Annotated in this window: 29 protein-coding genes and 1 tRNA gene; 16 read left to right on the top strand and 14 right to left on the bottom strand. The window is 56.5% G+C overall.

Annotated elements, in window-relative coordinates; all coding sequences use genetic code 11:
* Positions 1-33: 33 nt before the first annotated feature.
* On the top strand, positions 34-1,629 hold the full coding sequence (locus AC2FH8_RS00270; RefSeq protein WP_496687484.1) for a hypothetical protein: 1,596 nt from the start codon (positions 34-36) through the stop codon (positions 1,627-1,629).
* A gap of 113 nt (positions 1,630-1,742) precedes the next feature.
* Here AC2FH8_RS00270 and AC2FH8_RS00265 read toward each other — a convergent pair whose 3' ends face one another.
* From AC2FH8_RS00265 to nthA, 5 genes are all read right to left on the bottom strand, one after another.
* Complete coding sequence (locus AC2FH8_RS00265; protein ID WP_142634590.1) at positions 1,743-1,985, bottom strand: DUF2842 domain-containing protein; 243 nt, start codon at positions 1,983-1,985, stop codon at positions 1,743-1,745.
* Entirely contained in the window at positions 1,985-3,280 is a 1,296-nt protein-coding gene (locus AC2FH8_RS00260; protein WP_142634592.1) for an adenylosuccinate synthase, read from the bottom strand. The genes AC2FH8_RS00265 and AC2FH8_RS00260 overlap by 1 nt, the downstream gene beginning before the upstream one ends.
* A 216-nt stretch (positions 3,281-3,496) precedes the next feature.
* Positions 3,497-3,832 (bottom strand): nitrile hydratase accessory protein, encoded by a 336-nt coding sequence (locus tag AC2FH8_RS00255; RefSeq protein WP_496687481.1) that lies wholly within the window; start codon positions 3,830-3,832, stop codon positions 3,497-3,499.
* Entirely contained in the window at positions 3,825-4,505 is a 681-nt protein-coding gene (gene nthB, locus AC2FH8_RS00250; RefSeq protein WP_142634596.1) for a nitrile hydratase subunit beta, read from the bottom strand. The genes AC2FH8_RS00255 and nthB overlap by 8 nt, the downstream gene beginning before the upstream one ends.
* Positions 4,502-5,116, bottom strand: a complete 615-nt coding sequence (gene nthA / locus AC2FH8_RS00245; protein WP_271946316.1) for a nitrile hydratase subunit alpha — start codon at positions 5,114-5,116, stop codon at positions 4,502-4,504. The genes nthB and nthA overlap by 4 nt, the downstream gene beginning before the upstream one ends.
* Before the next feature lie 151 nt (positions 5,117-5,267).
* Between nthA and secG the strand changes: the two genes are divergently transcribed.
* The 10 genes from secG to AC2FH8_RS00195 all read left to right on the top strand — a co-directional run bounded on the left by secG (position 5,268) and on the right by AC2FH8_RS00195 (position 13,477).
* Positions 5,268-5,633 carry a preprotein translocase subunit SecG gene (secG, locus tag AC2FH8_RS00240; RefSeq protein WP_142634600.1) on the top strand — a complete coding sequence of 122 codons (366 nt, stop codon included), beginning with the start codon at positions 5,268-5,270 and terminating at the stop codon, positions 5,631-5,633.
* Positions 5,634-5,794: 161 nt separating this feature from the next.
* Positions 5,795-7,438 (top strand): CTP synthase, encoded by a 1,644-nt coding sequence (gene pyrG / locus AC2FH8_RS00235; RefSeq protein WP_142634602.1) that lies wholly within the window; start codon positions 5,795-5,797, stop codon positions 7,436-7,438.
* A 102-nt stretch (positions 7,439-7,540) separates the two neighbouring features.
* Positions 7,541-8,305 carry an isocitrate lyase/PEP mutase family protein gene (locus AC2FH8_RS00230; protein WP_496687478.1) on the top strand — a complete coding sequence of 255 codons (765 nt, stop codon included), beginning with the start codon at positions 7,541-7,543 and terminating at the stop codon, positions 8,303-8,305.
* A gap of 103 nt (positions 8,306-8,408) precedes the next feature.
* Positions 8,409-8,858 carry a tellurite resistance TerB family protein gene (locus tag AC2FH8_RS00225; protein ID WP_142634606.1) on the top strand — a complete coding sequence of 150 codons (450 nt, stop codon included), beginning with the start codon at positions 8,409-8,411 and terminating at the stop codon, positions 8,856-8,858.
* Between the two features lie 20 nt (positions 8,859-8,878).
* Complete coding sequence (locus tag AC2FH8_RS00220) at positions 8,879-9,316, top strand: tellurite resistance TerB family protein (protein WP_142634608.1); 438 nt, start codon at positions 8,879-8,881, stop codon at positions 9,314-9,316.
* A gap of 5 nt (positions 9,317-9,321) precedes the next feature.
* The gene (locus AC2FH8_RS00215; protein WP_496678203.1) at positions 9,322-10,044 is read left to right on the top strand and encodes a phosphate/phosphite/phosphonate ABC transporter substrate-binding protein; all 723 of its coding nucleotides are present in this window, start codon (positions 9,322-9,324) and stop codon (positions 10,042-10,044) included.
* A gap of 146 nt (positions 10,045-10,190) precedes the next feature.
* A complete protein-coding gene (locus AC2FH8_RS00210) occupies positions 10,191-10,967 on the top strand; it encodes an ABC transporter ATP-binding protein (protein ID WP_271946306.1) in 777 nt (258 codons plus the stop codon).
* A 33-nt stretch (positions 10,968-11,000) separates the two neighbouring features.
* Positions 11,001-11,714, top strand: coding sequence for a transporter substrate-binding domain-containing protein (locus AC2FH8_RS00205; RefSeq protein ID WP_271946303.1), 714 nt, complete (start codon positions 11,001-11,003; stop codon positions 11,712-11,714).
* Positions 11,715-11,786: 72 nt separating this feature from the next.
* On the top strand, positions 11,787-12,674 hold the full coding sequence (locus tag AC2FH8_RS00200; RefSeq protein ID WP_142635158.1) for an ABC transporter permease: 888 nt from the start codon (positions 11,787-11,789) through the stop codon (positions 12,672-12,674).
* Complete coding sequence (locus tag AC2FH8_RS00195) at positions 12,671-13,477, top strand: ABC transporter permease (RefSeq protein WP_142634616.1); 807 nt, start codon at positions 12,671-12,673, stop codon at positions 13,475-13,477. The genes AC2FH8_RS00200 and AC2FH8_RS00195 overlap by 4 nt, the downstream gene beginning before the upstream one ends.
* A 149-nt stretch (positions 13,478-13,626) precedes the next feature.
* Here the strand turns inward: AC2FH8_RS00195 and AC2FH8_RS00190 are convergent.
* Both AC2FH8_RS00190 and AC2FH8_RS00185 read right to left on the bottom strand, forming a co-directional pair.
* Positions 13,627-13,703: transfer RNA gene (locus AC2FH8_RS00190), tRNA-His, on the bottom strand.
* 47 nt (positions 13,704-13,750) lie between these two features.
* Positions 13,751-14,233 carry a GNAT family N-acetyltransferase gene (locus tag AC2FH8_RS00185; RefSeq protein WP_281994811.1) on the bottom strand — a complete coding sequence of 161 codons (483 nt, stop codon included), beginning with the start codon at positions 14,231-14,233 and terminating at the stop codon, positions 13,751-13,753.
* A 77-nt stretch (positions 14,234-14,310) separates the two neighbouring features.
* Between AC2FH8_RS00185 and AC2FH8_RS00180 the strand changes: the two genes are divergently transcribed.
* Positions 14,311-14,499, top strand: coding sequence for a DUF6324 family protein (locus tag AC2FH8_RS00180; protein ID WP_496687475.1), 189 nt, complete (start codon positions 14,311-14,313; stop codon positions 14,497-14,499).
* Positions 14,500-14,503: 4 nt separating this feature from the next.
* Here AC2FH8_RS00180 and AC2FH8_RS00175 read toward each other — a convergent pair whose 3' ends face one another.
* Positions 14,504-14,935 (bottom strand): MmcB family DNA repair protein, encoded by a 432-nt coding sequence (locus tag AC2FH8_RS00175; protein ID WP_281972321.1) that lies wholly within the window; start codon positions 14,933-14,935, stop codon positions 14,504-14,506.
* A gap of 113 nt (positions 14,936-15,048) precedes the next feature.
* On the opposite strand from AC2FH8_RS00175, the gene AC2FH8_RS00170 reads away from it, so the two are divergent.
* Both AC2FH8_RS00170 and AC2FH8_RS00165 read left to right on the top strand, forming a co-directional pair.
* The gene (locus AC2FH8_RS00170; protein WP_271946295.1) at positions 15,049-15,369 is read left to right on the top strand and encodes an ArsR/SmtB family transcription factor; all 321 of its coding nucleotides are present in this window, start codon (positions 15,049-15,051) and stop codon (positions 15,367-15,369) included.
* Positions 15,366-15,791, top strand: a complete 426-nt coding sequence (locus AC2FH8_RS00165; RefSeq protein ID WP_142634626.1) for an SRPBCC family protein — start codon at positions 15,366-15,368, stop codon at positions 15,789-15,791. Before AC2FH8_RS00170 ends, AC2FH8_RS00165 begins: the two co-directional genes overlap by 4 nt.
* Positions 15,792-16,066: 275 nt before the next feature.
* On the opposite strand, the gene AC2FH8_RS00160 is transcribed toward AC2FH8_RS00165, so the two are convergent.
* A complete protein-coding gene (locus AC2FH8_RS00160; protein WP_496687471.1) occupies positions 16,067-16,963 on the bottom strand; it encodes a LysR family transcriptional regulator in 897 nt (298 codons plus the stop codon).
* 90 nt (positions 16,964-17,053) lie between these two features.
* On the opposite strand from AC2FH8_RS00160, the gene AC2FH8_RS00155 reads away from it, so the two are divergent.
* Entirely contained in the window at positions 17,054-17,881 is an 828-nt protein-coding gene (locus AC2FH8_RS00155) for a TauD/TfdA dioxygenase family protein (protein ID WP_496678226.1), read from the top strand.
* 112 nt (positions 17,882-17,993) lie between these two features.
* Here AC2FH8_RS00155 and AC2FH8_RS00150 read toward each other — a convergent pair whose 3' ends face one another.
* The 5 genes from AC2FH8_RS00150 to AC2FH8_RS00130 form a co-directional block, all read right to left on the bottom strand.
* On the bottom strand, positions 17,994-18,299 hold the full coding sequence (locus AC2FH8_RS00150) for a hypothetical protein (RefSeq protein WP_142634632.1): 306 nt from the start codon (positions 18,297-18,299) through the stop codon (positions 17,994-17,996).
* A 59-nt stretch (positions 18,300-18,358) separates the two neighbouring features.
* Complete coding sequence (gene nusB, locus AC2FH8_RS00145) at positions 18,359-18,841, bottom strand: transcription antitermination factor NusB (protein ID WP_142634634.1); 483 nt, start codon at positions 18,839-18,841, stop codon at positions 18,359-18,361.
* A complete protein-coding gene (locus AC2FH8_RS00140; protein ID WP_496687468.1) occupies positions 18,838-19,389 on the bottom strand; it encodes a 6,7-dimethyl-8-ribityllumazine synthase in 552 nt (183 codons plus the stop codon). Before AC2FH8_RS00140 ends, nusB begins: the two co-directional genes overlap by 4 nt.
* Positions 19,390-19,391: 2 nt before the next feature.
* Entirely contained in the window at positions 19,392-20,513 is a 1,122-nt protein-coding gene (ribB, locus tag AC2FH8_RS00135) for a 3,4-dihydroxy-2-butanone-4-phosphate synthase (protein ID WP_496687466.1), read from the bottom strand.
* A 109-nt stretch (positions 20,514-20,622) separates the two neighbouring features.
* Complete coding sequence (locus AC2FH8_RS00130) at positions 20,623-21,210, bottom strand: riboflavin synthase (RefSeq protein ID WP_142634640.1); 588 nt, start codon at positions 21,208-21,210, stop codon at positions 20,623-20,625.
* A gap of 138 nt (positions 21,211-21,348) precedes the next feature.
* On the opposite strand from AC2FH8_RS00130, the gene AC2FH8_RS00125 reads away from it, so the two are divergent.
* Positions 21,349-22,647 (top strand): capsule polysaccharide biogenesis protein, encoded by a 1,299-nt coding sequence (locus tag AC2FH8_RS00125; RefSeq protein WP_496687462.1) that lies wholly within the window; start codon positions 21,349-21,351, stop codon positions 22,645-22,647.
* Positions 22,648-22,697 lie beyond the last annotated feature (50 nt).

The following is a 22,697-nucleotide window of genomic DNA, read 5'->3' as shown; positions in this document are numbered from 1 at the left end:
TGGCTCGTGTAGTTTGTAGAGGACGTACGTCTGATGGTACAGAATAACAAGGTTTTGACAGTTTCCTACGGAACCTTCTCGTGCACTTTGGAAGGATTTGACGATTCTTTTGAAACGATGAAGTCGATTGCCGAATACTTCCGCGACCTTGCAGCGGATGACAGGTATTTTGGGTCTGAACCGCCGCAACCAGACGCCGAAATGCTGACCCGCATCGCTCAGCGAGATGCGACGCGTAAAGTCGAAGCCAGCCAGAGCGAAAACGGATTGCTTCTGCGGGCGCAAGACCGTGCCGCTTCACCGTCCCTTTCTACCGCGCCCATGACCCCGCCCAGTACCCCGAGTGCTCCGGCCTATACCGCTGCCCCCTCACAGTCCGCGCCCATCGCAGAGGCCGAGCCGGTAGAGGGTCGACCCGAGCCCGCCGCCGATAGTATCGCCGCAAAGCTGCAACGGATCCGGGCGGTAGTCTCTCATAGCGAAGAAAACTCGGTGATCTACGCCGAGGATGAAGATTCCCCCCTGATGAAATCCGAAACCGGCCCAACTGATGCCGTATCGGCTGCCTTTCAGGCTGGAACTCTGACCCCCACAGATCTGGTCGAATCCCCCGCGGCAGATGCAGAGGTAGAAGCGGCTCAGGAATTTGAGCCCGAACCTCAGATGGACATGCCCCCACCCGCCGCGGAAGAGGCAGAGATCGAAGGCCCGGCTCAAGAGACCCCCACCGTGCCAGAAATTGATGTCGCACCCATCGCCGGCGATGTGACCACTGTCGAGGCAGAAGAGGTTTTGTTTTCGGGTCTGAGTGCCGAGACGGACGAAGCCGAGAGCGACGAAATCGACAATATCCTGACAGAAGACATTTCGGCGGTCGCAGACAAATCTGAAGAGGTTGCCGGCTATTTGACCGAAGAAGACGAGGAAACTCTGCTTGATGAAATCGCCAGCGTCGAAGCCGTGTTGTCCGCCCGTGCGTCCGAGCCTCTGCCTGAGGAACCGAACCTGGACGAGGACGTTTCTCGCCTGATGGAAAAGGCGGTCGAACAGATGGATGATCCCGCGACTGCCACTCAGCGCGAGACATATTCCCGTCTGCGCAATGCAGTGGCCGCAACCAATGCTGATCGTGCAGATGCGCTGAACCGTAATCAGGCTCAGCAGATCAGCCCGCGCCGCCCCGAAAGCAATGTTACAACTGCCCGTCCCAAGGCAGAGCCTGCCGCTCCCCTCAAGCTGGTTGCTGAACAGCGCATCGACAATAAAGACAAGGATGAAATGGGGCCGATTTCTCCGCGCCGTGTAAAATCCAAACCGCTGGGTCTTCCGATCGAGGAAAGCGGCTTTGCGCACTATGCGCAGGAACAGGGCGCACAATCTCTGCCGGACCTGCTGGAAGCTGCGGCATCTTATCTGTCGTTCATCGAAGGACAGGAACAGTTCTCGCGCCCGCAACTGATGAACAAGATCCGTTCTCTCAAGCAGGACGATTTTAATCGCGAGGAAAGCTTGCGCTCATTCGGGCAACTGCTGCGCGATGGCAAGATTGAGAAAGCTGGCGGAGGTCGGTTTGCGGCTTCGGACGAGATCGGGTTCCGCCCTGACGGAGATGAACGCGCCGCAGGCTGAATTCAAACCGAAAAGAAAAAAGGGCCGGAGACCAACTCCGGCCCTTTTTCATTGGGCGATCTTTTGTGGGCAGGCGTATGAACCCGCCGCAGGATGAGCCCCGAATAGGCCGCTCAGTCAGAGGATCCGTTTGGATCTTCTTTTCCGACACCTTTGAAGATGAATTTGAAAGGCAGAGCCCACAAAATGCCGAGCGCTACGTATACCAGAAGTTCCAACCAAATTGGTGGCCGGTCCAACCAATTTATCACCGTCACCACCGCAACGATATAAGCCGGCAGGCCAATCAGCAGCAGCACCATCGACCAACGACGACGCGCTTTATAGCTCAGGCCATTTTTCTGTTCGCCGGCCATCAGTCAGCAAACGGGTCTGTCACCAAAATGGTGTCGTCCCGCTCTGGGCTAGTGGACAGCAATGCAACCGGACATTCGATCAACTCTTCGACCCGACGCACATATTTGATGGCATTTGCAGGCAAGTCCGCCCAACTGCGCGCGCCTTCCGTTGATTCGCTCCAACCAGGCACCTCTTCGTAGATCGGAGTACATCGTGCCTGCTGATCGGCTGCAGTGGGAAGATAATCCAGACGCTTACCGTCAAGGTCATAGGCAACACAGATTTTCAGCGTCTCGAATCCGTCCAGTACGTCCAGCTTGGTTAGCGAAATACCGTTTACGCCACTAGTGGCACAGGTTTGGCGCACTAGACAGGCATCAAACCAGCCGCAACGCCGCTTGCGCCCGGTGGTCGTACCAAACTCGTGCCCACGCTCACCCAGACGCTGGCCATCCGCATCATCCAATTCGGTTGGAAACGGCCCCTCACCCACACGGGTCGTGTAAGCCTTTACGATGCCAAGGACAAAATCAATCGAGCCGGGCCCGATGCCGACGCCGGTCGCCGCCTGACCGGCGATCACGTTGGACGAGGTCACAAACGGATAGGTTCCAAAGTCGATGTCCAGAAGGGCACCCTGCGCGCCTTCAAACAGAATACGCTTACCAGCCTTGCGCTTTTCGTTCAGTACTTTCCAAACGGGTGCTGCGAAAGGCAGAATCTCGGACGCAATTTCCCTTAGCTGAGCAATCAGTGCATCGCGGTCCACGGGTTCGATCCCCAATCCCTTGCGCAGCGGGTCATGGTGCTGCAGCGCGCGATCTACGCGTGCCTCAAGGGTCGCCTCGTCTGCCAGGTCAGCAACCCGCACAGAACGCCGCCCAACCTTATCTTCATATGCGGGGCCAATTCCCCGACCCGTGGTCCCGATCTTGGTTCCTTTGCTTGCCGCCTCTTCGCGTGCGCGGTCCAGTTCACCGTGGATGGGCAGGATCAGCGGGGTGTTCTCTGCGATCATCAGCGTTTCGGGCGATATCTCGACCCCCTGCGCCTGGATCGTTGCGATCTCTTTCAGCAGGTGCCAGGGGTCAAGAACAACGCCATTGCCAATGACACTCAGCTTGCCGCCACGTACCACACCGGATGGCAGAGCGTGCAACTTATAGACGGCACCGTCGATTACCAACGTATGACCGGCATTATGCCCGCCTTGAAAACGCGCGATCACATCGGCCCGTTCACTGAGCCAATCGACGATCTTGCCTTTTCCTTCGTCACCCCACTGGGCGCCGACAACAACCACATTGGCCATATCTGGTCCTTTTGCGCTGAGATATCAAACCCGGCTCGTATAGCGATGTGTCAGCGACAGGGAAACCGATAATTCGCCGCAGATCATAACCACACTGTGCGTGGTGCCTCCGGCGGAGGTATTTTTAGTCAGATGAAGAGAGGATCCCTTGCTTCATCTGGCTCAAAATACCTCGGGGGAGTCGCGGCTTGCCGCGGCGGGGGCAGCGCCCCCTTTCTAGCCATTCGACAAATGAACGGGTTCACCATGTGGAGTCGTCAGATAGGCTTTCTCCCAATCCAACGAGACTGCAGCGACATCACTTGGGTTCGCGTCACCCATTTCGGCTAAAAAGGCCTCGAGTGTTTCCAGCCAGGCATGGAAATAGTCGTTGCCACCATTCAGCTCTTTGCTCAGACCATGGCTTTTTAGCATCTTCGAAAACCGATCGGCCCATTCCGACCATTCGAATCGTCCCGCTTCATTCAACGCGACCGTGACCGCAAAGACCTGTGCATGCCAGGGCTCTGCGAATGCCAGCTCGGGTAATGGCTGTGCGTTACACTCACTCATCGGGCACCAGATAGCTTTGCCACAGATCTAATATGACCTCGTCATTTCGGTTCTCGGGATCGGCCCAAAGCTCAGAGGCTGGGAATGCAACCGCATATAATGGTTCAGGTGCCTCTCCCAGACCATGAGCATTGGAATCCGGCAAAACATGCGTCCCATGCAGGCGTAATATCCGACCGCAAGCGCCAGAAGCGTAAGATGGCAACCTGGTATGACCACCGTTTTTCAGGCGGTTGGCAGCCGGTCGTACTGTACGCACCTTTTGGCCGGGATCAAACTGCACCGCGATATTCGAGGGTCGATCAGCCGGACCGCCTTTGGACAGTACGCCCTCAACCGCCCCGACTGTCAGCGCGCGGGAAGCCAAAGGATGTGAAGCATCCGTTCCTTGGCCCAAAAGGTCTTCCAAAGTCAGGACCCCCTGCTCTACCAACAGATCTGCAAGTGCTGACACCCATTTTTCGTAGTAAGAGAATCGTGCATAGTCTTTGGGCGACAGTCGTTCGCGTGCATGGCGCGAGATGTCGATATTCCATTGTCCCAGAAACCCGGCAGCCAATGTCAGTGCCAATGCGCGCCCGTGCCATTCTTCTGGGAAAATCACTGCATCTTGGGATTCGGGGATCACCGGACCGTCGCCGAACCGTCCTCCCATATCGTGAACGCGGGTCATGACGGCACCTTTGGCAGGCCGGTTCCGATCATACTGTCACGGGTCACAAGCGCGGTCAGGTCGTCTTCGGTCATCCCATCGGTGCCATCGGGGCGCATGGGTAGAACAAGATAGCGTATCTCGGCCGTTGAATCCCAAACCCGCACGGCTGTTTTATCCGCCAGAGAAACTCCGAACTCTGACAAAATTTTACGCGGCTCACGCACGGCCCGCGCACGATAGGCATCCGATTTATACCACCCCGGTGGAATCCCCAACAAAGGCCATGGGTAGCAACTGCACAGCGTGCAAACGACCATGTTGTGGAGATCAGGGGAATTTTCGACAACAACGATATGTTCACCTTGCCGACCGTAAAAACCAAGCTTTGTCACCTCGGGCGTTGCATCCTTAAGCAGTGCGGCCTTAAAGGCCGGGTCAGTCCAGGCTTTGGCAACAACCCGGGCACCGTTCTGCGGGCCAATCTTGTTTTGGTAAGTGTCGATGATCTCATCCAAAGCCGCCGGGTCGATCAGCCCCTTGCGGGTCAGAATCGTTTCCAGCGCCTTGACGCGAAGTGCGGGTTCAGGCGGCAATAAGGCGTGCGGATGGTCGGGATTGTCATGTGGCATAGGCCGCAGCCTGCTTTACCACCCCCTTGCCTGTCCAGTCTCTTTGCTGTGATCCCGAAGATCACTTGGCGTGATGGTAACTCGTGACTTGCCCCCGGAACCAAACTTGCATAAGTACCTCGCGATACACGCCACGCTGTACAGGACCACCATGGAAAACGTCGTTCTCATTATCCATCTTCTTCTGGCTTTGGGCCTGATCGCCGTCGTCCTGATGCAGCGGTCCGAAGGCGGCGGCCTTGGCATGGGTGGCGGCGGAGGCGGTGCCATGGCTGGCCGGTCGGCTGCAACAGCATTGGGCAAGGTGACCTGGATTTTAGCCGCGTGCTTTATCGTCACTTCGATCACGCTGACCATTCTGGCGGCACAAAAATCCTCGGGCAGCTCTGTGCTCGACCGGATTGGGACACAGGCACCGGCCGCGACCGAAGAAAGCACACCGGCAATTCCGTCGGCGGATGACCTGTTGCCTCCGGCACAGGGTGACAACGCGCCTTTGATCCCGCAGGCCAACTGACACACAAAACCTAGAAACCGAAAAGAGAACTGCAACAGCATCTTGCGGTTCTCTTGCGCTATTGGCGCGAATCCTTTATACGTGAAGTCCCGTGATGCAGCGGTTTTTCTTGAACCGCCGGGCAGCTGATATTGACGTCTCACGGGGAGCAGCCGAAAAACATGGCGCGTTTTATTTTCATCACTGGTGGTGTGGTTTCATCCTTGGGCAAAGGATTGGCTTCGGCGGCTTTGGGCGCGCTGTTGCAGGCCCGAGGGTATTCGGTGCGTCTGCGCAAGCTGGACCCCTATCTGAATGTCGATCCGGGCACCATGTCGCCTTTTGAGCATGGCGAAGTGTTCGTTACAGATGACGGGGCAGAAACCGATCTGGACCTTGGCCATTACGAACGTTTTACCGGCGTCGCCGCGCGCAAAACCGACTCGGTCAGCTCCGGGCGGATTTATTCCAACGTGCTGGAAAAAGAACGCCGCGGCGATTACCTGGGCAAAACCATTCAGGTGATCCCGCACGTCACCAATGAGATCAAGGATTTCATCGCCATTGGTGAGGATGAAGTCGATTTCATGCTGTGCGAGATCGGCGGCACCGTGGGCGATATCGAAGGCCTGCCCTTCTTTGAGGCCATCCGCCAGTTCAGCCAGGACAAACCACGCGGCCAATGCCTGTTCATGCACTTGACCCTGCTGCCCTACATCAAAGCCTCGGGCGAATTGAAAACCAAGCCGACCCAGCACTCGGTAAAAGAACTGCGTTCGATCGGTCTGGCCCCTGACATTCTGGTCTGCCGGTCCGAAGGCCCGATCCCGACCAAGGAACGTGAAAAGCTGGCTTTGTTCTGTAACGTCCGCCCCGATAGCGTGATTGCTGCGCAGGACCTCAGCACCATCTACGATGCTCCGCTCGCCTATCACCGCGAGGGACTGGATCAGGCGGTTCTGGATGCCTTCCAGATCAGCCCTGCCCCCAAGCCCGATCTGACCAAATGGGAAGACGTCAGTGATCGCATCCACAATGCCGAGGGCGAAGTGAAGGTCGCCATCGTCGGTAAGTACACCCAGTTGGAAGACGCCTATAAGTCGATAGCCGAGGCGCTGACCCATGGCGGGATGGCCAACCGTGTCCGCGTCAAGGTCGAATGGGTCGATGCCGAGGTATTCGATACCGAAGAGGCCGCCCCGCATCTGGAAGGCTTCCACGCGATCCTCGTGCCCGGCGGATTCGGTGAGCGCGGTACCGAAGGCAAAATCAAGGCTGCGCAATATGCCCGCGAACATAAAGTGCCCTACCTGGGCATCTGCTTGGGCATGCAGATGGCCGTAATTGAGGCCGCGCGAAATGCCGCTGGCATCAAAGAGGCCGGGTCCGAGGAATTCGACCATGAATCCGGTAAAAAGCGGTTTGAACCGGTGGTCTATCACCTGAAAGAATGGGTGCAGGGCAATCACAAGGTCGAACGCAAAGTCGGTGATGACAAGGGCGGCACCATGCGCCTGGGCGCCTATGACGCGGTTCTGGCCGAAGGGTCAAAAGTGGCCGAAGTCTATGGCGGTACCGCCATCGAGGAGCGCCACCGCCACCGCTATGAAGTGGACATCAAATACCGCGACAAGCTGGAAAAAGCTGGTCTCAATTTCTCAGGCATGTCCCCCGACGGCCGGTTGCCAGAAATCGTCGAGTGGTCGGATCATCCGTGGTTCATTGGGGTCCAGTACCACCCCGAGCTGAAATCAAAGCCGTTCGACCCGCATCCTTTGTTCCGCGACTTTGTGCGCGCTGCCAAGGACACCTCGCGTCTGGTCTGACACCAGGCACGAAAGCAGATTGTATCGGTCAGCGCGAAAAGACTGTACGCGCTGACCCTTTGCACGGTTAACTGTCCGCAACTCAGAGATAGGAGACCGTCCATGACCGATCAGATCACCAATGCACTGACATTCGCGGCCCTGCACAAAAAGGGCGAACCGGTTATCCTGTACAATATCTGGGATGCTGGCAGTGCCGGTGCCGTGCGCGACGCTGGCGCCCAAGCCATTGCCACTGGAAGCGCTCCTGTTGCGATGGCACAAGGGTTCAGCGACGGCCAAAACATCCCGATGCAGGCCGCGCTGGACAATGCTCGCCGGATTGTCGAATCCGTTGATCTTCCGGTTACTCTGGATTTCGAAGGTGCGTATGCGGCTGATGCTCAGGGTACCTCTGCCAATGTCAGGCTGGCCCTTGAATCCGGCGTTGTCGGCTTCAACTTCGAAGACCAGATCATCGGATCAAATGAGTTGTACGATATTGAAACTCAGGCCGCCCGTGTCAGCGCGATGCGTGAAGGTTGCGATGCGGCGGGCGTTCCTGCGTTTATCAACGCGCGAACCGACATTTTCCTGAAGGCGCAGCCCGAAACCCATGATGATGCGATGCTGGAAGAGGCAATGGTCCGAGCACAAGCCTATTCAGATGCAGGGGCCAGCGGATTCTTCGCCCCCGGCCTACGGGATCAGGCCATGATTGCCCGGTTGGTAGAGTCAATCGACCTGCCGCTAAATATCATAGCATTACCCGGCACACCGGACACCGCCACTTTGGCTGGGCTGGGAGTCGCGCGTATAAGCTATGGCCCTGTACCCTATCGGAAAATGCTGGCCTGGCTGCAAGACGAAGCGCGAAAGGTACTCTGACCCAGCGCGCTATCCGGCTGTAGCAGGCGGTCTTTTGATCATTCTGAGCCTTGCGCGATAGTCCGTGCTTGGCGGGTTATCAAATATGGAATAATCTCTGACCATGTTGAAAAAACTCTTTCAGGCTTTCCGCCCGCCACAACACGACAATCTGCCCGACCCAGACGCTGAACTTGCACTCGGGGCGCTTATGGTGCGCGTTGCACAAGCGGACAGGGATTATAAGCTGGAAGAGATCAGCCTGATCGACCGTATCCTCGCCCGACTTTATCAACATAACGCGATCGAAGCCGCAAAGGTCCGCGCCACCTGCGAGAAACTGCACGCAGCCGCACCGGAAACGGACACGTTCGGTAAGCTGATCCGGGAAACCACGGACCTGCACGAGCGCTTGGCCGCTTTGGATGCCCTCTGGGAGGTGGTTCTGGCCGACGGGAATACAGATGAGGGCGAGATGAAAATCGTCGAAGAAGCCCGCATCGCCATGGGTCTGAGCTTTAACGACAGCAAGACCGCCAGAAAGCGTGTGCAAAGACGCTTGGAAGAGGCGTAAGGCCTCTCTATACCTGTCTCATGTTTAGTGATTTTCTGTCTCGACTGACCCAGCCTCAGCCCGCCCCTTTCACCGATGACGATGCTCGACTGGCCTTGACGGCCCTGCTGGTGCGCGTTGCCCGATCTGACAACGACTATGCCGACAGTGAAATGGCGCGAATCGACCGGATTTCGGTTGAACGCTATGACCTATCCCCGTTCGAAGCCGCCGGCCTGCGCGCCCGCGCCGAAGATCTCGAGGCCGAAGCACCGGACACCGTACGGTTCACTCGCGCAATCAAAGAGGCCGTTGCCTATGACGACCGCCTGGCAGTCGTTCAGGCCTTGTGGTCGGTCGCTCTGGCGGATGGGCACCGCACGGGTGAAGAGGATTCCTTACTGCGACTGGTCGTCAGCCTGCTGGGTATCAGTGATGTCGACTCTGCAATGGCCCGTCAAAAGGCTGCCAAATCTTGATAGCCATGCTGGGCATGTACGACATGCCTGCGCTGCGCCCTGCGAATGATCGGTTTTGGGCATCGATTCGGGATTACCTTGGCTATGGCCCCGCAAACCTAAACCGAGACCGGGATGTCTGGGATGTCTGGTTGGACCCGGATCTGGTTTTTGCCCAGACCTGCGGCATGCCCTATCGCACCCGGCTGCATGGCAAGGTGCAGTTGGTTGGAACGCCGGACTACGCGTTGCCTGGCTGCCCACCTGGCCATTACCGGTCGGTTTTTGTAGCCCGCCGCCACGACCCCCGCGACCTTGATGAATTGGCCGATGGTGTTTTTGCCTATAATGAACCGCTGTCGCAATCCGGATGGGCCGCCCCAATGGTTCACCTTGAACGATACCACCGAACACCATCGTCGGTTCTGCAAGCCGGTGGTCATGCGCTGTCTGCTCAAGCCATTTCCGAGGGCCGTGCCGATTATGCCGCGCTGGATGCGCTGACATGGGAGATTCTGAAGGTCCATTCCGACCTTCCAGAAGCTCTGCGTGAGGTCGCCGAAACAACCCCAACCCCCGCGCTACCTTATATCACAGCGAAGGATCAGGATGCCGCTCAGATCGCACGCGCTGTTCGCAACGCGATTCAAACCATATCACCGCAAGATCGGAACCTTCTGCACCTGCATGACCTGATCTCTATTCCTGCCAAAGATTATCTGCGCGTCCCAAATCCGTCGAAATTGTAAACTGCGATGGATAATTCATGATCAAATTGACCAGAACGCTTCGTCAAATTGACGGAATCACCCGCTTACTCTGTCATTTGCGCATTGCATTGATCTGATTTTTAAGCCCTAGTACCGCACCAACACCAATAACACTTGGACCAACCGTGACAGATTCAACTCCCGTCATTGAGATCAAGAACCTACACAAGAGTTTCGGCAATCTGGAAGTGCTGAAGGGCGTGGATATCACTGCCAGACGGGGCGATGTCGTATCTTTGATTGGGTCCTCGGGGTCTGGGAAATCCACTTTATTGCGGTGCTGCAACCTGTTGGAAGACAGCCAGCAGGGCGAAATCCTTTTCAAGGGTGAACCTGTTCGTTGGTCCGGTAACAGCCACACGCGCCGGCCTGCAGATGCGAAACAGGTTCTGCGCATTCGCACAAACCTGTCGATGGTTTTCCAACAGTTCAACCTGTGGGCTCATTTGACCATCCTGCAGAACGTGATGGAAGCACCTGTAACGGTATTGGGCCGTGACAAAAAAGAAGTTGAAGACAGCGCACGCAGATACCTTGAAAAAGTTGGTATTGGCGACAAGTGCGACGCCTACCCCGCACAGTTGTCTGGTGGCCAGCAACAGCGTGCCGCGATCGCGCGGGGGCTGTGCATGGAGCCCGAGGCGCTTTTGTTTGACGAGCCCACGTCGGCGCTGGACCCCGAATTGGAACAAGAAGTGATCAAGGTGATCAAAGACCTGGCGGCAGAAGGCCGCACCATGATCATTGTGACCCACGACATGAAAATGGCCGCTGATATCTCTAGCCATGTCGTTTTCCTTCACCAGGGCCTCATCGAAGAAGAAGGCCTGCCTGAAGATCTCTTTACTACCCCTGAATCTCCACGGCTTCAGGGCTTTCTTTCCGCCACTCAGGCGGCATAACTTCAGATCAGAACCAAAACTGGGGAGTATCCAATGAAAAAACTGATCCTGACCACTGCGGCCCTTGCGCTGAGCGCGGGCATGGCCATGGCAGACACCATCCGGATGGGGACCGAGGGCGCCTATGCACCTTGGAACTTCGTCAATGACGCAGGTGAGATCGACGGCTTTGAGCGCGAGCTGGGCGACGAGCTGTGCAAACGCGCAGACCTGACCTGCGAGTGGGTCAAGAACGACTGGGATTCGATCATTCCGAACCTGGTCTCGGGCAACTACGACGTGATCATCGCTGGAATGTCGATCACCGACGAGCGTGACGAGGTCATCGACTTTACCCAGAACTACACACCACCGGATCCCTCCGCCTATGTAGCAATGTCGGATGACGCCGATGTTGCAGGTGGTGTGGTCGCCGCACAGACCGGCACCATTCAGGCTGGCTATATCGCCGAATCCGGCGCGACCCTGGTCGAGTTCGCCAGCCCCGAGGAAACCATCGCTGCCGTACGCAACGGTGAGGCCGATGCGGTTCTGGCCGACAAATCCTTCCTTGCCCCGATCGTCGACGAAGACGCAGATCTGCGCTTTGTGGCCGATGAGGTTCCGCTGGGTGGTGGCGTCGGCATTGGCGTCCGTGAATCCGACGGTGAGCTGAAAGAAAAGCTCAACGCAGCCATCCAATCCATGAAGGATGACGGCAGCCTGAACGAGCTGATCACCAAATGGGAAGTGTCTTCGACCTTCTAATTCTGATCCGGCGGCGTGCCCCAGTCTACGGGCGCGCCGCCCCAGCGCCTTTACCACCTGAAGAGGCCCGCCATTTTTTCGTTCTGCACTGATCCCGACACGCTGGGAACCTTCCGTTGGTTCTCGTGCTATCTGACCAATGGTGTGCATTGGTCCTTTTACCTGTCCTTCCTCAAGGTACTGGCCCTACTTGCCGTGACGGCGCCCGTAGCGCTGGGTTTCGGGTTCGTCGGGGCCATGGCTGCCCGTTCGCACGTTCTGCCGGTCAGTTGGCTGGGTAAGGGTTATATCGCCATCGTGCGCGGCGTGCCGGATATCGCCTTTTTCATGTTCTTCGTGATTGCTTTGGATCAGGCATTCGAATGGACGCGGCATCAAATTCTCTGCCCGGACTGGACGGATTCGATCCGACAGGGCAACGACTTTATCGTCTGCCAATCTGCCAAACTGCCACTGGGCACCTCGCCGGAATGGGTGCACGAAACCTATGGGTTCTTTCTGGCTGTCATCACTTTCTCTATTGTTTTCGGTGCTTTCGCCGCCAATGTTCTGTTCGGCGGCATGCGGGCCGTACCCTATACACAGCTGGAAACCGCCGAAGCCTATGGGATGTCCCGTCGCCAGACATTCTGGAAAATCCTTGTGCCTCAGATGTGGGTTTATGCCCTGCCCGGTCTCAGCAATCTCTGGATGGTTCTGATCAAGGCCACGCCGTTGCTGTTCCTTCTGGGCATCGAAGATATCGTGTACTGGGCCCGCGAACTGGGCAGCACCAAGACTCCGAAGTTTACGCAATACCCACACGGTGACTGGCGCATGTGGTATTTCCTGTTCCTGCTGGTTTTCTACCTTGGCTTCACCCGTATGTCCGAGATCGGGCTTGAACGCCTGATGCGCCGGCTCTCGCACGGACAGGCCACCGCCGCCGGAGAATTGCTGCGCAAGGAGACCACCGCATGAGCTGCTTGCAGACCATTCAGGACTACGGCCTGCGATCTCTTGGATATGGCGAGCGTCTGCTGCCAAAATCCGACTTTACCTTATGTGAGCACTTTACCCTGATTGGGTCTGGTATGATCTGGAATATCTATTTCGGAGTCATGGCGCTTGCGACCGGGTTTTTCCTTGCCACAGCACTGGCGCTTGGCAAAGCTTCACCCAGTTTCTGGCTGCGCAAACCTTCGGAATGGTTCATTTTCATCTTTCGTGGTTCGCCGCTGTTCATTCAGTTTTTCTTTGCCTATTTCTTCTTCCTGTCGCTGAAGAAATCCTATCCGATGTTCGATTCTCTGACGTCGGCCTGGATTGGGGCGCTGATCGTTCTGTTTCTGAACACTGCCGCCTATTCAGCCGAAATTTTCTTTGGCGCGCTCCGATCCATTCCCAAGGGCGATACCGAGGCTGCAGATGCTTATGGCATGTCCGGCTGGTCTCGCTTCCGGCGGATCGTCTGGCCCACCATGCTGCGGCTTGCCTGGCCCGCCTACACGAATGAGGCGATCTTTCTGTTCCATGCCACCACGCTGGTGTTCTTCTCGGCCTTCCCCGCCTGGCAGCAACGAGGCGATGCGCTGTATTACGCAAGCTATTTCGCGGACAAGACGTTCAACCCCTTTGTCGCCTATCCAATCCTTGCCTTCTATTTCATCTTACTGACGCTTGTGATCGTTGGGGGGTTCGGCCTGGTGAACAAGCATCTGAACCGTCATTTACCTGCGGAACGAAAAACAAAAATGCGCTTTCGCCTGAATCTGGCACGCTAAGACCCAACCGGGGTTGCAGCCGCTGCAATCCCCGGAAAAGACAATTTCTCAAATAAAAGTCGGTACCGTTTTGAGTAAAGGCAGCCCTTCGATTTGCGCGACAGCCTAGGGGCGGAACTAGCTTGGGAATTTTCCGGCAATCGGGGAGATGGTACCGCCTCCCTGGCTTGAACAGGGGACCTCTGGATCCACAATCCAGCGCTCTAACCAACTGAGCTAAGGCGGCACTTGTGAAGGGCGATGTACCGAACGCGTTCACGGAATGCAAGAGGATTAAAGCTGAATTTTCCAGCTTTGTTCGACCAGATCAACCCCGAAGGAATGGACCGGTTTGCTATCCATCAACTGCCACCCAGTGGACCCATAAAGCGCACAGGCAGCCTTGTGGCTTTCATGCGTCCACAGCCTCATTTCAGTGTAACCGGCGCCGCGAGCAAAGCCCATGCAGCTCTCCAGCATCCGCTTTCCCAGACCCATCCCGCGCGCTTCGGGCAACAGTAAGAACAACCGCAGTTTTGCGGTCGTTTCACTCAGGGCAACGCAGAAAATACTGCCCAAAGGTTTACCGTCACATTCGGCTATCCAGCCACGCTCGCGCTTGGCATCATGGTCCGAGATGAAATCGTCGAGGATTTCTTTCACCAACACGGCAAAAGAGTCGTCAAAACGCTCGTCTCGTGAATACAAAAGATCATGCACAGCCACCAACCACGGCGCGTCCAAAGCTTCAAAGGGTCTGATCTGAATAGAGTGCATCCCCTATTTGAACGCAAAGGTAACTTGATTCTCAAGCCTTTGCGCGCTAGCACGAACTCTCATCCCCGGAGGCACACATGAGCATCAATACCGAAAGTGACATTCAGGCGAATTTGCAGATCGGACCAACAGATCAGGGGATGGTGCGCCTATTCATCGAAGCAGAAAACCTTGAGATTCCAATGGATTTCGATCCAGAAGAAGCCGAAGAGATTGCCGACGAGCTCCGCGCCGCCGCGCATGCCGCACGGGCAGTAAAAGGCTGACCTATCAAATTCTGGGATCTCTCAGAGACTGCAAGCGACGGGCCGCGTCTGTGGCAAATTTCTGGATCATCTTCTTCCGCCGGGCCGGAGCTATCTTGTCCTCTGGTGCCATACGCACGATCTCGGCGTCATAAGCATCGGCAATGATCAACCCGGTCTCGGCAGGCAACAGCTCGGTCGGAAACTCCGTATCCACTGCCCAGAAGAATCGATCACACCACTCCAAATAGCCCTGCCATTTGGAATCCGACTGGAAATCAGCGCGGCTTGATTTACATTCGATCACCCAAAGCTCACCCTTAGGACCCAGCCCCATCACATCAACCCGCAGTCCGCGTATAGGCACGAATTCCTCAACGGATACAAAGCCATGCGCCGTCAGGTGACGGGCGACGCCACGTGCAAGTCTTTGTCCGGGTTGCAGGTCCAATGTCATATCCCAAATGTGAACAATTAGTGAACAAATGTAAAGTGAGCCCATACGGCTTGACTTAGTACCATTTGGTATTGCATTAATGTGAAACCAAATGGTATCTCTTTAGGTTGCATATGGAAAACCAAACTCAAAACGCGTTCCGCGCTCTGGCTGACCCGACCCGCAGGGACATTGTGCAGATGTTAGCACTGCAGGACATGACGATCGCTCAGTTGACTGATCGCTTCGACATGACCCGCGCGGCGGTCAAGAAACACCTGACCGTGCTGTCGGATGGCGGCCTGATTGCCGTCGAAGCCCGTGGCCGGGAACGCATAAACCGACTTGAACCAAAAGGCATGGCCCCTGTTCTGGATTGGCTCAGCTACTTTGATCAATTCTGGGATGAACGCCTTAACTCTCTTAAAGAAGCTGTTGAAAGGAAATCAAAATGACTGATGCCGTTCTAAGGAAATCCATCTTCCTGAGGGCCGAGCCCGAGACTGTCTGGGCCTATCTGACCAAACCCGAGAGGCTGGCGGAATGGTTTCACAAACCCGAACGCCCCCTGGCGCAGGGCCAAAAGCTTGAGATGTTCGGAACAACCAGTGGCGACCTGCTGATCTGGGGAGAGGTCCGCGAGGCGCGCCCTCCGTCTTATCTGGAATACTCGTTCACGGTTAAGCCGATGGGCGACGCGGTAAGCATCGTGAAATGGACGCTGGAACCGGTTGCGGGCGGTACACGCCTGGACCTGCTGCACGAAGGTCTGCCGCAAGGTGCCGATGCCTTTGGCCTGATCCTGGCGCTGGACAATGGCTGGGACGAGCATTTTGGCAAGATGCGCGCGTCCTTGCACGAAACTGTTGACGCCTGACCCCTTGTACGAACCCGCCGGACGCCCTACTTAGGCCCGTGGCGGGTTCTGCCCTTCTTGTGACTGGTAGCATTCTGGTGGCCTTAAGCAATTCCGAGGGGGCTGGCTCTGTTCAGGTCCTGGCCTGATTACCTGGCGCCCACCTGTACATACAGGTCCTCGGGAATCAAACCGCACGGTTGACTGGTGGTCCCGCCACACTCGATCCAAACTCCGGCAGGAAATAGCCGGATTTACGAGCTCTGGGTTCTGACCTGCGGGCCAGATCGCGCTAATCAAACCTGGATCAGACAGGCATCAAGAAATGCTTTTACGGGTTCGGGTTGCCGAATGGCACGGGGCTGCACAATCACAACATTGAAATACCCGATATCCTGTGCCAGCGGACGCGCGACGACCGCATCGCCTTCTATCGTTCGTCTCGCCTCTGGCGGAAAACCAACCAGCGTGAACCCAAGCCCTTTGCCAACATAGGCATGCACCAACTCTCGTGATTGCGAGATCAGTGGCACTTCTGGATCAAGCCCAGCGGCCTGCAACAGGTCAAGATAGCTTGGACCCGGACCGGAACGCGACACTGCAATGTAGGGCATGCCTGTCAGCTGCTCAAGCTGTACGCTGTCGGCATGCACAAATGGGTGCGAGGCCGGAAGTAAAACCAGAGGCGCCAGTTCTTTAAGTACTTCAACGTGATGACGTCGGGGTTCAAACCCTTGATCAAACACCACAAGCGCGTCCAACTCGCCGGCATCCAGCGCAGCAACGAGGTTCGGGAAATCATCCTCAACAACCTCGATGCGGATACCGGGATGGCTTTGGCGAAAAGCCAGAACAGCTGGTAGAATGATCTTCTGCGCAATCGCATAATGCGTCCCGATAACAATAGAACCTGTTTTACCCTCAGCCATCACAGCGGCCCGATTGCCGAGCGCGCCTGCTTGCATCAGCAACGCGTCGGAATCCGTCAAAAAGGCTGCGCCAACGCGGGTCAACCTCATCCCGCGTGCAGGAAAGCGATCAAACAACGTCAAACCAGTGACATCTTCGAGTTTGTCGATTGCCGATGAAATAGCGGCGGCCGAAACATTCAGGTTCCTGGCTGCCTGCGCGATACCGCCACATCGCGCCGTCTCGGCGAAGAACGACAACTGGCGCAAAGTGAAACGTATCATCAATAAAATCTTCTTTTTACAAATTTTAAATCAGTTTTTTCGACCTTTAGCAATGCGCTACCCTGCGTTTGAAATTCAGGGAGAAAGCAGATGGACATCAGACCACTTACCGGCGGTGTGGGCGCAGAGATCATCGGCGCCGATATCCGAGACGGCAGCCAGTTCGACGCCATTCATACGGCCTTTGCTCAGCACTCTGTCATCGTACTCAGAGCGCAGGATGTCGGCCCGGATGAGCATCTGGCGTTTGCCCAACGCTTTGGCGCGATCAACATCAACCGCTTCTTCAGACCGGTCGATGGGCATCCAGAAATCGCTATGGTGCTGAAGGAAAAGGATCAGAAAGAGGCCATCGGAGAGGGCTGGCATACCGATCATTCCTACGACCAAATCCCGGCGATGGGGTCTATCCTGCATGCTTTGGAAACCCCGCCCTTTGGAGGCGACACACTGTTCGTCTCGATGGGTGCAGCTTATGAGGCGCTGTCACCTACCATGCGGAGCTTTCTGGATGGGCTCTGGGCGGTTCATTCGTCTCGGCACGTTTTTGGAACAAGCTCACAGGACAGTGAAGCGGCGCAAAGTGGTCGGCTAAGCAATGCACAGGCAGCCACCCAAGACGCGCGACATCCTGTGATCATAAAACACCCCCTCAGCGGGCGGCGCGGTATTTATGTGAATCCAGTGTTCACAACCCAAATCGAAGGCCTGAGCGCCGATGAATCAGCAGCCATCCTTGCAATGCTATATGACCATTGCCAGCAACCCGAGTTCCAATGCCGCATTCGTTGGCAAACAGGCGACATGACCATCTGGGACAATCGGGCCACATGGCACAAAGCGGTCAATGACTATCATGGATTTCGACGATTGATGCACAGGGTTACCGTGGAGGGTGTCGCCTTGTCTGCCGAATGACCCGAACCCTGTCAGAGAAAAGACACAACGCAGTCAGACTAAAACTGACGCCCTGACCTACCAATTACGGCGGGCAAGCTCTGCGTCCACCTCAACCGGCGTGTCACGTGTCTTAACGCCCTGTACGTGCCTCTTGTTTGATCAGGGCAGGCTTTAGCCTGACAGAAACCGGCGTTCCACCGCGCGGACCGCCGGGTTTTTCTGCCATGCTCATAATGGCATAGGCAAACTGTACACCGGCAAAGACGATCCCGTTCATGAACCAGATCATCGCCAGAGCAACCAGGCCGATATCAGAACCAGTAATCAGATGACGCAGGTTGGCGACGTTCAGGGCCAGAAGCACCCCGACAAAAATTGCCGAGATGGCAAAGCCCCAGGCCACTTGCGTGATATACAAACGGATCAGTTTGGGCATGGCGGACCTCATTGCGCTATAACATTCAGTTTAACGCATATCTGATCCGTGTAAACGCGTCAGAACGCCTCGGGCTTGGCCTCGTGCGCCATGTGATCCAGCACTGCGTTGACAAATTTGGTCTCTTTACCTTCGGGGAAGAAGGCCCGCGCCACATCGACGAATTCAGTGATGACCACCTTGGGCGGTGTGTCGTTCTGTGTCAGCTCTGCTCCGGCGGCCCGGAAGGCCGCGCGCAGGGTCGGGTCGATCCGGGCAATCGGCCATTTGGCAACCAAAGCGCGATCGGTCATCTGATCGATCGGCGCCTGATAATTGACCGCATCTTCTACCAGCTTGCGGAACAGGCGAATATCGCCGTCCAGCATTTCCTCGCCCTCATAGACGGCGCCAAAGCGGTGATCCAGAAACTCGGTCACAACCTGATCGGTTGTCTGACCCGATTGCTCCATCTGGAACAGCGCCTGCACGGCATAGAGCCGAGCGGCGGATTTCATCAGGCGTTTCTGGTTGGCCGGTTTTGGCGCGTCTGTCTTGGTCATGCTGTTGTGGGTCCGTTGCTGTCGCCCGCCACAAGGATGGACTCGGACGGCGGCTTGAACCCGACGCCCTTTTTGGAAGAGCCCCACTTACGGCTGAGCGCGATCAGATGCAAGGCCGCAGCGGCAGCCCCGCCCCCTTTATTCATTTTTTCCGGATTGGCGCGCACTTCGGCCTGATCGTCATTCTCGACTGTCAGGATACCGTTGCCGATGCACAGCCCCTGCAGACCCATCAGTTGGATGGCACGGCTGGAGTCGTTGCAGACGGTTTCGTAATGCGTGGTCTCTCCGCGAATGACACAGCCCAGCGCGACATAGCCGTCAAAATTGCACTGACGGTCCGCCATGGCGATAGCCGTCGGGATTTCCAAGGCGCCGGGCACTTCGACCACATCACAGGTGCCGCCTGCCCCTTCGATCTCGGCCTTTGCGCCAGCCACCAAATTGTCAGCGATGGCGCGATAGAACGGGGCCACAACGATCAACAGCTTGACGGGTTTGTCGAAACTCGGTGTCGGCAACACGCCGTGTTTGTCTTGTTCAGCCACAATCAGTCCTCCCTGAGGATTGAACGGGTCCCGACAATGGACAGGCCAAAAGCGTCGAGCCCGAGATAAACGGTTTCCGGCGAGTCGGTCAGCAGCACAAGTTCCTGGATCCCCATCTTGGACAGGATCTGCGCCCCCAGACCGGTTTGTTTGATGGTGCGTGGGCCCTCATCTTCAGCCGCATAGAGCGAGTTGCGCGGTTGGCGGAACAGACAGACCACACCGCGCCCTTCATCCGCAATCTTTTCCATCGCGCGCGGCAGCTCACGTGAGGATTTCGGGCCAAGACCCAGAATGTCGGGCGCCTCGTGCAGCGCATGGGTCCGGGTCAAAACCGGCTCGGGTGTGGTGATGTCACCCTTGACCATCACGACATGTTCGATGCCATGAGTCTGATCGGTGAAAATCCGCATTTCCCAATCGCCGCCATATTCGGATGTGACGGTATCCCGAGATGTCTCAACCACCAGATTGTCATTGCGCGACCGGTAGGCGATCAAGTCGCTAATCGTGCCGATCTTCAACCCGTGTTCCTTGGCGAATTCGACCAGGTCAGGCAGCCGCGCCATGGTTCCGTCAGGGTTCATGATCTCGCAGATCACGCCCGAAGGGTTCAACCCGGCCAGGCGTGAGATATCAACGGCGGCCTCGGTATGGCCCGCGCGCACCAGCACCCCGCCCCGCTTGGCCCGCAAGGGGAAGACGTGACCCGGCGTGGCGATATGGACCATCGTGTTTTGCTCGTTGATCGCAGTCGCCACGGTCAGCGCCCGGTCACCAGCGGAAATGCCAGTCGACACTCCCTCGCGCGCTTCAATCGACACGGTGAACGCGGTCTCATGACGTGACGAGTTGTTCACCGCCATCATCGGCAGACCCAACGTGTCAATCCGTTCCGCCGTCATCGGCAGGCAGATCAGGCCACGACCATGGGTGGCCATGAAATTAATTGCCTCAGCATCAGCGAACTCGGCGGCAATCACCAGATCGCCCTCATTCTCGCGATCTTCGTGATCAACCAGGATATACATCCGGCCTTTGCGCGCCTCGTCGATGATCTCTTTGATCGGGCTGATTGCCGCGCGCAGCTGGGCCTCGACCGGTCCGGGAGTTTCAAAGCTCATGGGGCAGCCTTTCACATGCCAAGTTTGACCGGGTGGATAGACCACCGCGCGGTCAAAGACCAGACCGCATGCAGCACCGTTCCGGTCAGACGCGACGTTGAATTGTGGACTAGGACATTTCAGCGAGGCGCGCGACATAGCGAGCCAGCGTGTCGATCTCAAGATTGACCCGGTCGCCGATGCCGACATCCCCCCAGGTCGTCACCTCTTTTGTGTGCGGAATAAAGTTGATACCAAAATCGCACCCGTCCACATCGTTTACGGTCAAAGAAGTACCGTTCAGCGCAACTGATCCCTTGGGCGCAATGAAGCGGGCCAGATCTTTGGGTGCGCGCAAGGTTACTCGCGTGCTGTCGCCCTCGTCCAGAACGGCGACCACTTCTGCGACGCCATCAACATGACCAGACACGATATGACCGCCCAACTCATCTCCGACCTTCAGCGCGCGTTCCAGATTGACGCGTTTGCCGACGGTCCAGCGATCCAAATTGGTTTTCGAAACGGTTTCCGCGCTGATTTGCACATCATACCAGTCTTCGCCCAGTGCGATGACTGTCAGGCAAACGCCGTCGCTGGCAATGGATGCACCAATATCAATCCCCGGGGTATTGTAGGCGGTTTTGATCCGCGCCCGCAGATCGCCTTGCTGCTCCAGTTCGGTGATGGTGCCGATATCTGTGACGATCCCCGTAAACATTGCGTTAATCCTCTGTTTCTAACCTGATGCCAGCGCTCACCGTCGAGGTAAGCGTAAGCGCGCCTACGGGCAAGCCCCAGGTTGCCGCAAATACGACAAACAGGCATAATTCCTCATCTAACGACAAGAGCAGCAGAAATGTTACCACTCAACGGCGCTGCGCAAAAACGCGTATTTCTTTTCCTGCAAGGACCGCACGGGCCGTTTTTTGGCGCGCTTGGTAAGATCCTGCGCGCAGCGGGTTCCGAGGTGTGGCGCGTGGGTTTCAACGCCGGGGATCAGGCTTTCTGGTCTGATAAGGCCAGCTTTATTCCCTATGCTGGCAAACCCGAGAACTGGCCGGCAAAATTTGTTGACCTGGTTGTCGGCCGCGAGGTGACAGACATAGTCCTGTATGGCGATACGCGTCCAATCCACGCCCAAGCCATCCGCATCGCCCGCGCCCACGGGATCACTGTTCATGTTTTCGAAGAAGGGTATCTGAGGCCCTGGTGGGTCACCTACGAACGCACAGGTACGAATGGCAATTCGCATCTGATGAATCTGGAAGTTACCCAGATGCAGCGAGCGCTGGAGCGTACTGATGCGCCGATGCCGCCCCCTCCGACGCATTGGGGTGATATGCGACAGCATATTTTCTATGGCGCGCTGTATCATTGGTTTGTTCTGTTCCTGAACGGCAAGTATCGCAATTTTCGAACCCACCGTGACCTACCGGTTTCGAAAGAGTTCAGGCTGTATTTCAAACGGCTGGCAATGATGCCCTTCCACAGAATCCGGCGGCGAGTGGCGACGGAGCGAGTCCGGCGGGGCGGGTTTCCCTATCACTTGGCATTGCTGCAACTGGGACATGACAGTTCGGTTCAGTCACACTCGGACTTTGACTGCATGTCCGAGTTTCTTGAGCAGGTACTGCACGGTTTTGCAAATGGCGCACCAACGCACCATCATCTGGTCATCAAAGAACACCCGCTGGAAAATCATCGGGAACCATTGCGCCAGGTGGCACGCAAACTGGCCAAAACACTGGGTATCGCTGATCGGGTCCATTATGTACCCGGGGGCAAACTGGCCACATTGCTCAACGAAGCGAGCTCGGCCGTGACGATCAATTCAACTGCGGGTCAGCAGGTATTGTGGCGCGGCATTCCTCTGCGCGCCTTTGGCAAATCGGTCTATGACAAGCCCGAATTTGTTTCCAGCCAACCGATCACTGATTTCTTTTCCAATCCAGATATCCCCGATACCGAAGCCTATCAAAGCTATAGGCGTTTTCTGCTAGATACCAGTCAGGTCCCCGGCGGGTTTTATTCACGCCGTGGGCGGCGACAGTTGCTTAGGCGCGCCGTGGATATGATGCTAAGGGCGAAAGATCCCTACCAATCCGTGCTGACCGACAAAGAGGCGCGGACGCCACAGTTGAGGATCGTTGAGTAAATCACCCCTCTTGATGCTGGCGATTGCAGTTGGAAACAAGTACGCTGCTG

This window comes from Ruegeria sp. CDSC025 (assembly GCF_059610805.1).
This window is presented reverse-complemented; position numbering and strand designations above follow the sequence as displayed.

Coding starts and splice junctions, on each gene's coding strand:
- AC2FH8_RS00265 (WP_142634590.1), bottom strand. CDS start 1,985: ATGGCCGGCGAACAGAAAAATGGCCTGAGCTATAAAGCGCGTCGTCGT.
- nusB (WP_142634634.1), bottom strand. CDS start 18,841: ATGACCAAGACAGACGCGCCAAAACCGGCCAACCAGAAACGCCTGATG.
- AC2FH8_RS00180 (WP_496687475.1), top strand. CDS start 14,311: ATGAGCATCAATACCGAAAGTGACATTCAGGCGAATTTGCAGATCGGA.
- AC2FH8_RS00270 (WP_496687484.1), top strand. CDS start 34: ATGGTACAGAATAACAAGGTTTTGACAGTTTCCTACGGAACCTTCTCG.
- AC2FH8_RS00170 (WP_271946295.1), top strand. CDS start 15,049: ATGGAAAACCAAACTCAAAACGCGTTCCGCGCTCTGGCTGACCCGACC.
- AC2FH8_RS00220 (WP_142634608.1), top strand. CDS start 8,879: ATGTTTAGTGATTTTCTGTCTCGACTGACCCAGCCTCAGCCCGCCCCT.
- AC2FH8_RS00150 (WP_142634632.1), bottom strand. CDS start 18,299: ATGCCCAAACTGATCCGTTTGTATATCACGCAAGTGGCCTGGGGCTTT.
- AC2FH8_RS00230 (WP_496687478.1), top strand. CDS start 7,541: ATGACCGATCAGATCACCAATGCACTGACATTCGCGGCCCTGCACAAA.
- pyrG (WP_142634602.1), top strand. CDS start 5,795: ATGGCGCGTTTTATTTTCATCACTGGTGGTGTGGTTTCATCCTTGGGC.
- AC2FH8_RS00255 (WP_496687481.1), bottom strand. CDS start 3,832: ATGAGTGAGTGTAACGCACAGCCATTACCCGAGCTGGCATTCGCAGAG.
- AC2FH8_RS00160 (WP_496687471.1), bottom strand. CDS start 16,963: ATGATACGTTTCACTTTGCGCCAGTTGTCGTTCTTCGCCGAGACGGCG.
- nthB (WP_142634596.1), bottom strand. CDS start 4,505: ATGACCCGCGTTCACGATATGGGAGGACGGTTCGGCGACGGTCCGGTG.
- AC2FH8_RS00185 (WP_281994811.1), bottom strand. CDS start 14,233: ATGCACTCTATTCAGATCAGACCCTTTGAAGCTTTGGACGCGCCGTGG.
- AC2FH8_RS00175 (WP_281972321.1), bottom strand. CDS start 14,935: ATGACATTGGACCTGCAACCCGGACAAAGACTTGCACGTGGCGTCGCC.
- AC2FH8_RS00165 (WP_142634626.1), top strand. CDS start 15,366: ATGACTGATGCCGTTCTAAGGAAATCCATCTTCCTGAGGGCCGAGCCC.
- AC2FH8_RS00125 (WP_496687462.1), top strand. CDS start 21,349: ATGTTACCACTCAACGGCGCTGCGCAAAAACGCGTATTTCTTTTCCTG.
- AC2FH8_RS00205 (WP_271946303.1), top strand. CDS start 11,001: ATGAAAAAACTGATCCTGACCACTGCGGCCCTTGCGCTGAGCGCGGGC.
- AC2FH8_RS00195 (WP_142634616.1), top strand. CDS start 12,671: ATGAGCTGCTTGCAGACCATTCAGGACTACGGCCTGCGATCTCTTGGA.
- AC2FH8_RS00225 (WP_142634606.1), top strand. CDS start 8,409: ATGTTGAAAAAACTCTTTCAGGCTTTCCGCCCGCCACAACACGACAAT.
- AC2FH8_RS00155 (WP_496678226.1), top strand. CDS start 17,054: ATGGACATCAGACCACTTACCGGCGGTGTGGGCGCAGAGATCATCGGC.
- AC2FH8_RS00130 (WP_142634640.1), bottom strand. CDS start 21,210: ATGTTTACGGGGATCGTCACAGATATCGGCACCATCACCGAACTGGAG.
- secG (WP_142634600.1), top strand. CDS start 5,268: ATGGAAAACGTCGTTCTCATTATCCATCTTCTTCTGGCTTTGGGCCTG.
- ribB (WP_496687466.1), bottom strand. CDS start 20,513: ATGAGCTTTGAAACTCCCGGACCGGTCGAGGCCCAGCTGCGCGCGGCA.
- AC2FH8_RS00260 (WP_142634592.1), bottom strand. CDS start 3,280: ATGGCCAATGTGGTTGTTGTCGGCGCCCAGTGGGGTGACGAAGGAAAA.
- AC2FH8_RS00215 (WP_496678203.1), top strand. CDS start 9,322: ATGCTGGGCATGTACGACATGCCTGCGCTGCGCCCTGCGAATGATCGG.
- nthA (WP_271946316.1), bottom strand. CDS start 5,116: ATGCCACATGACAATCCCGACCATCCGCACGCCTTATTGCCGCCTGAA.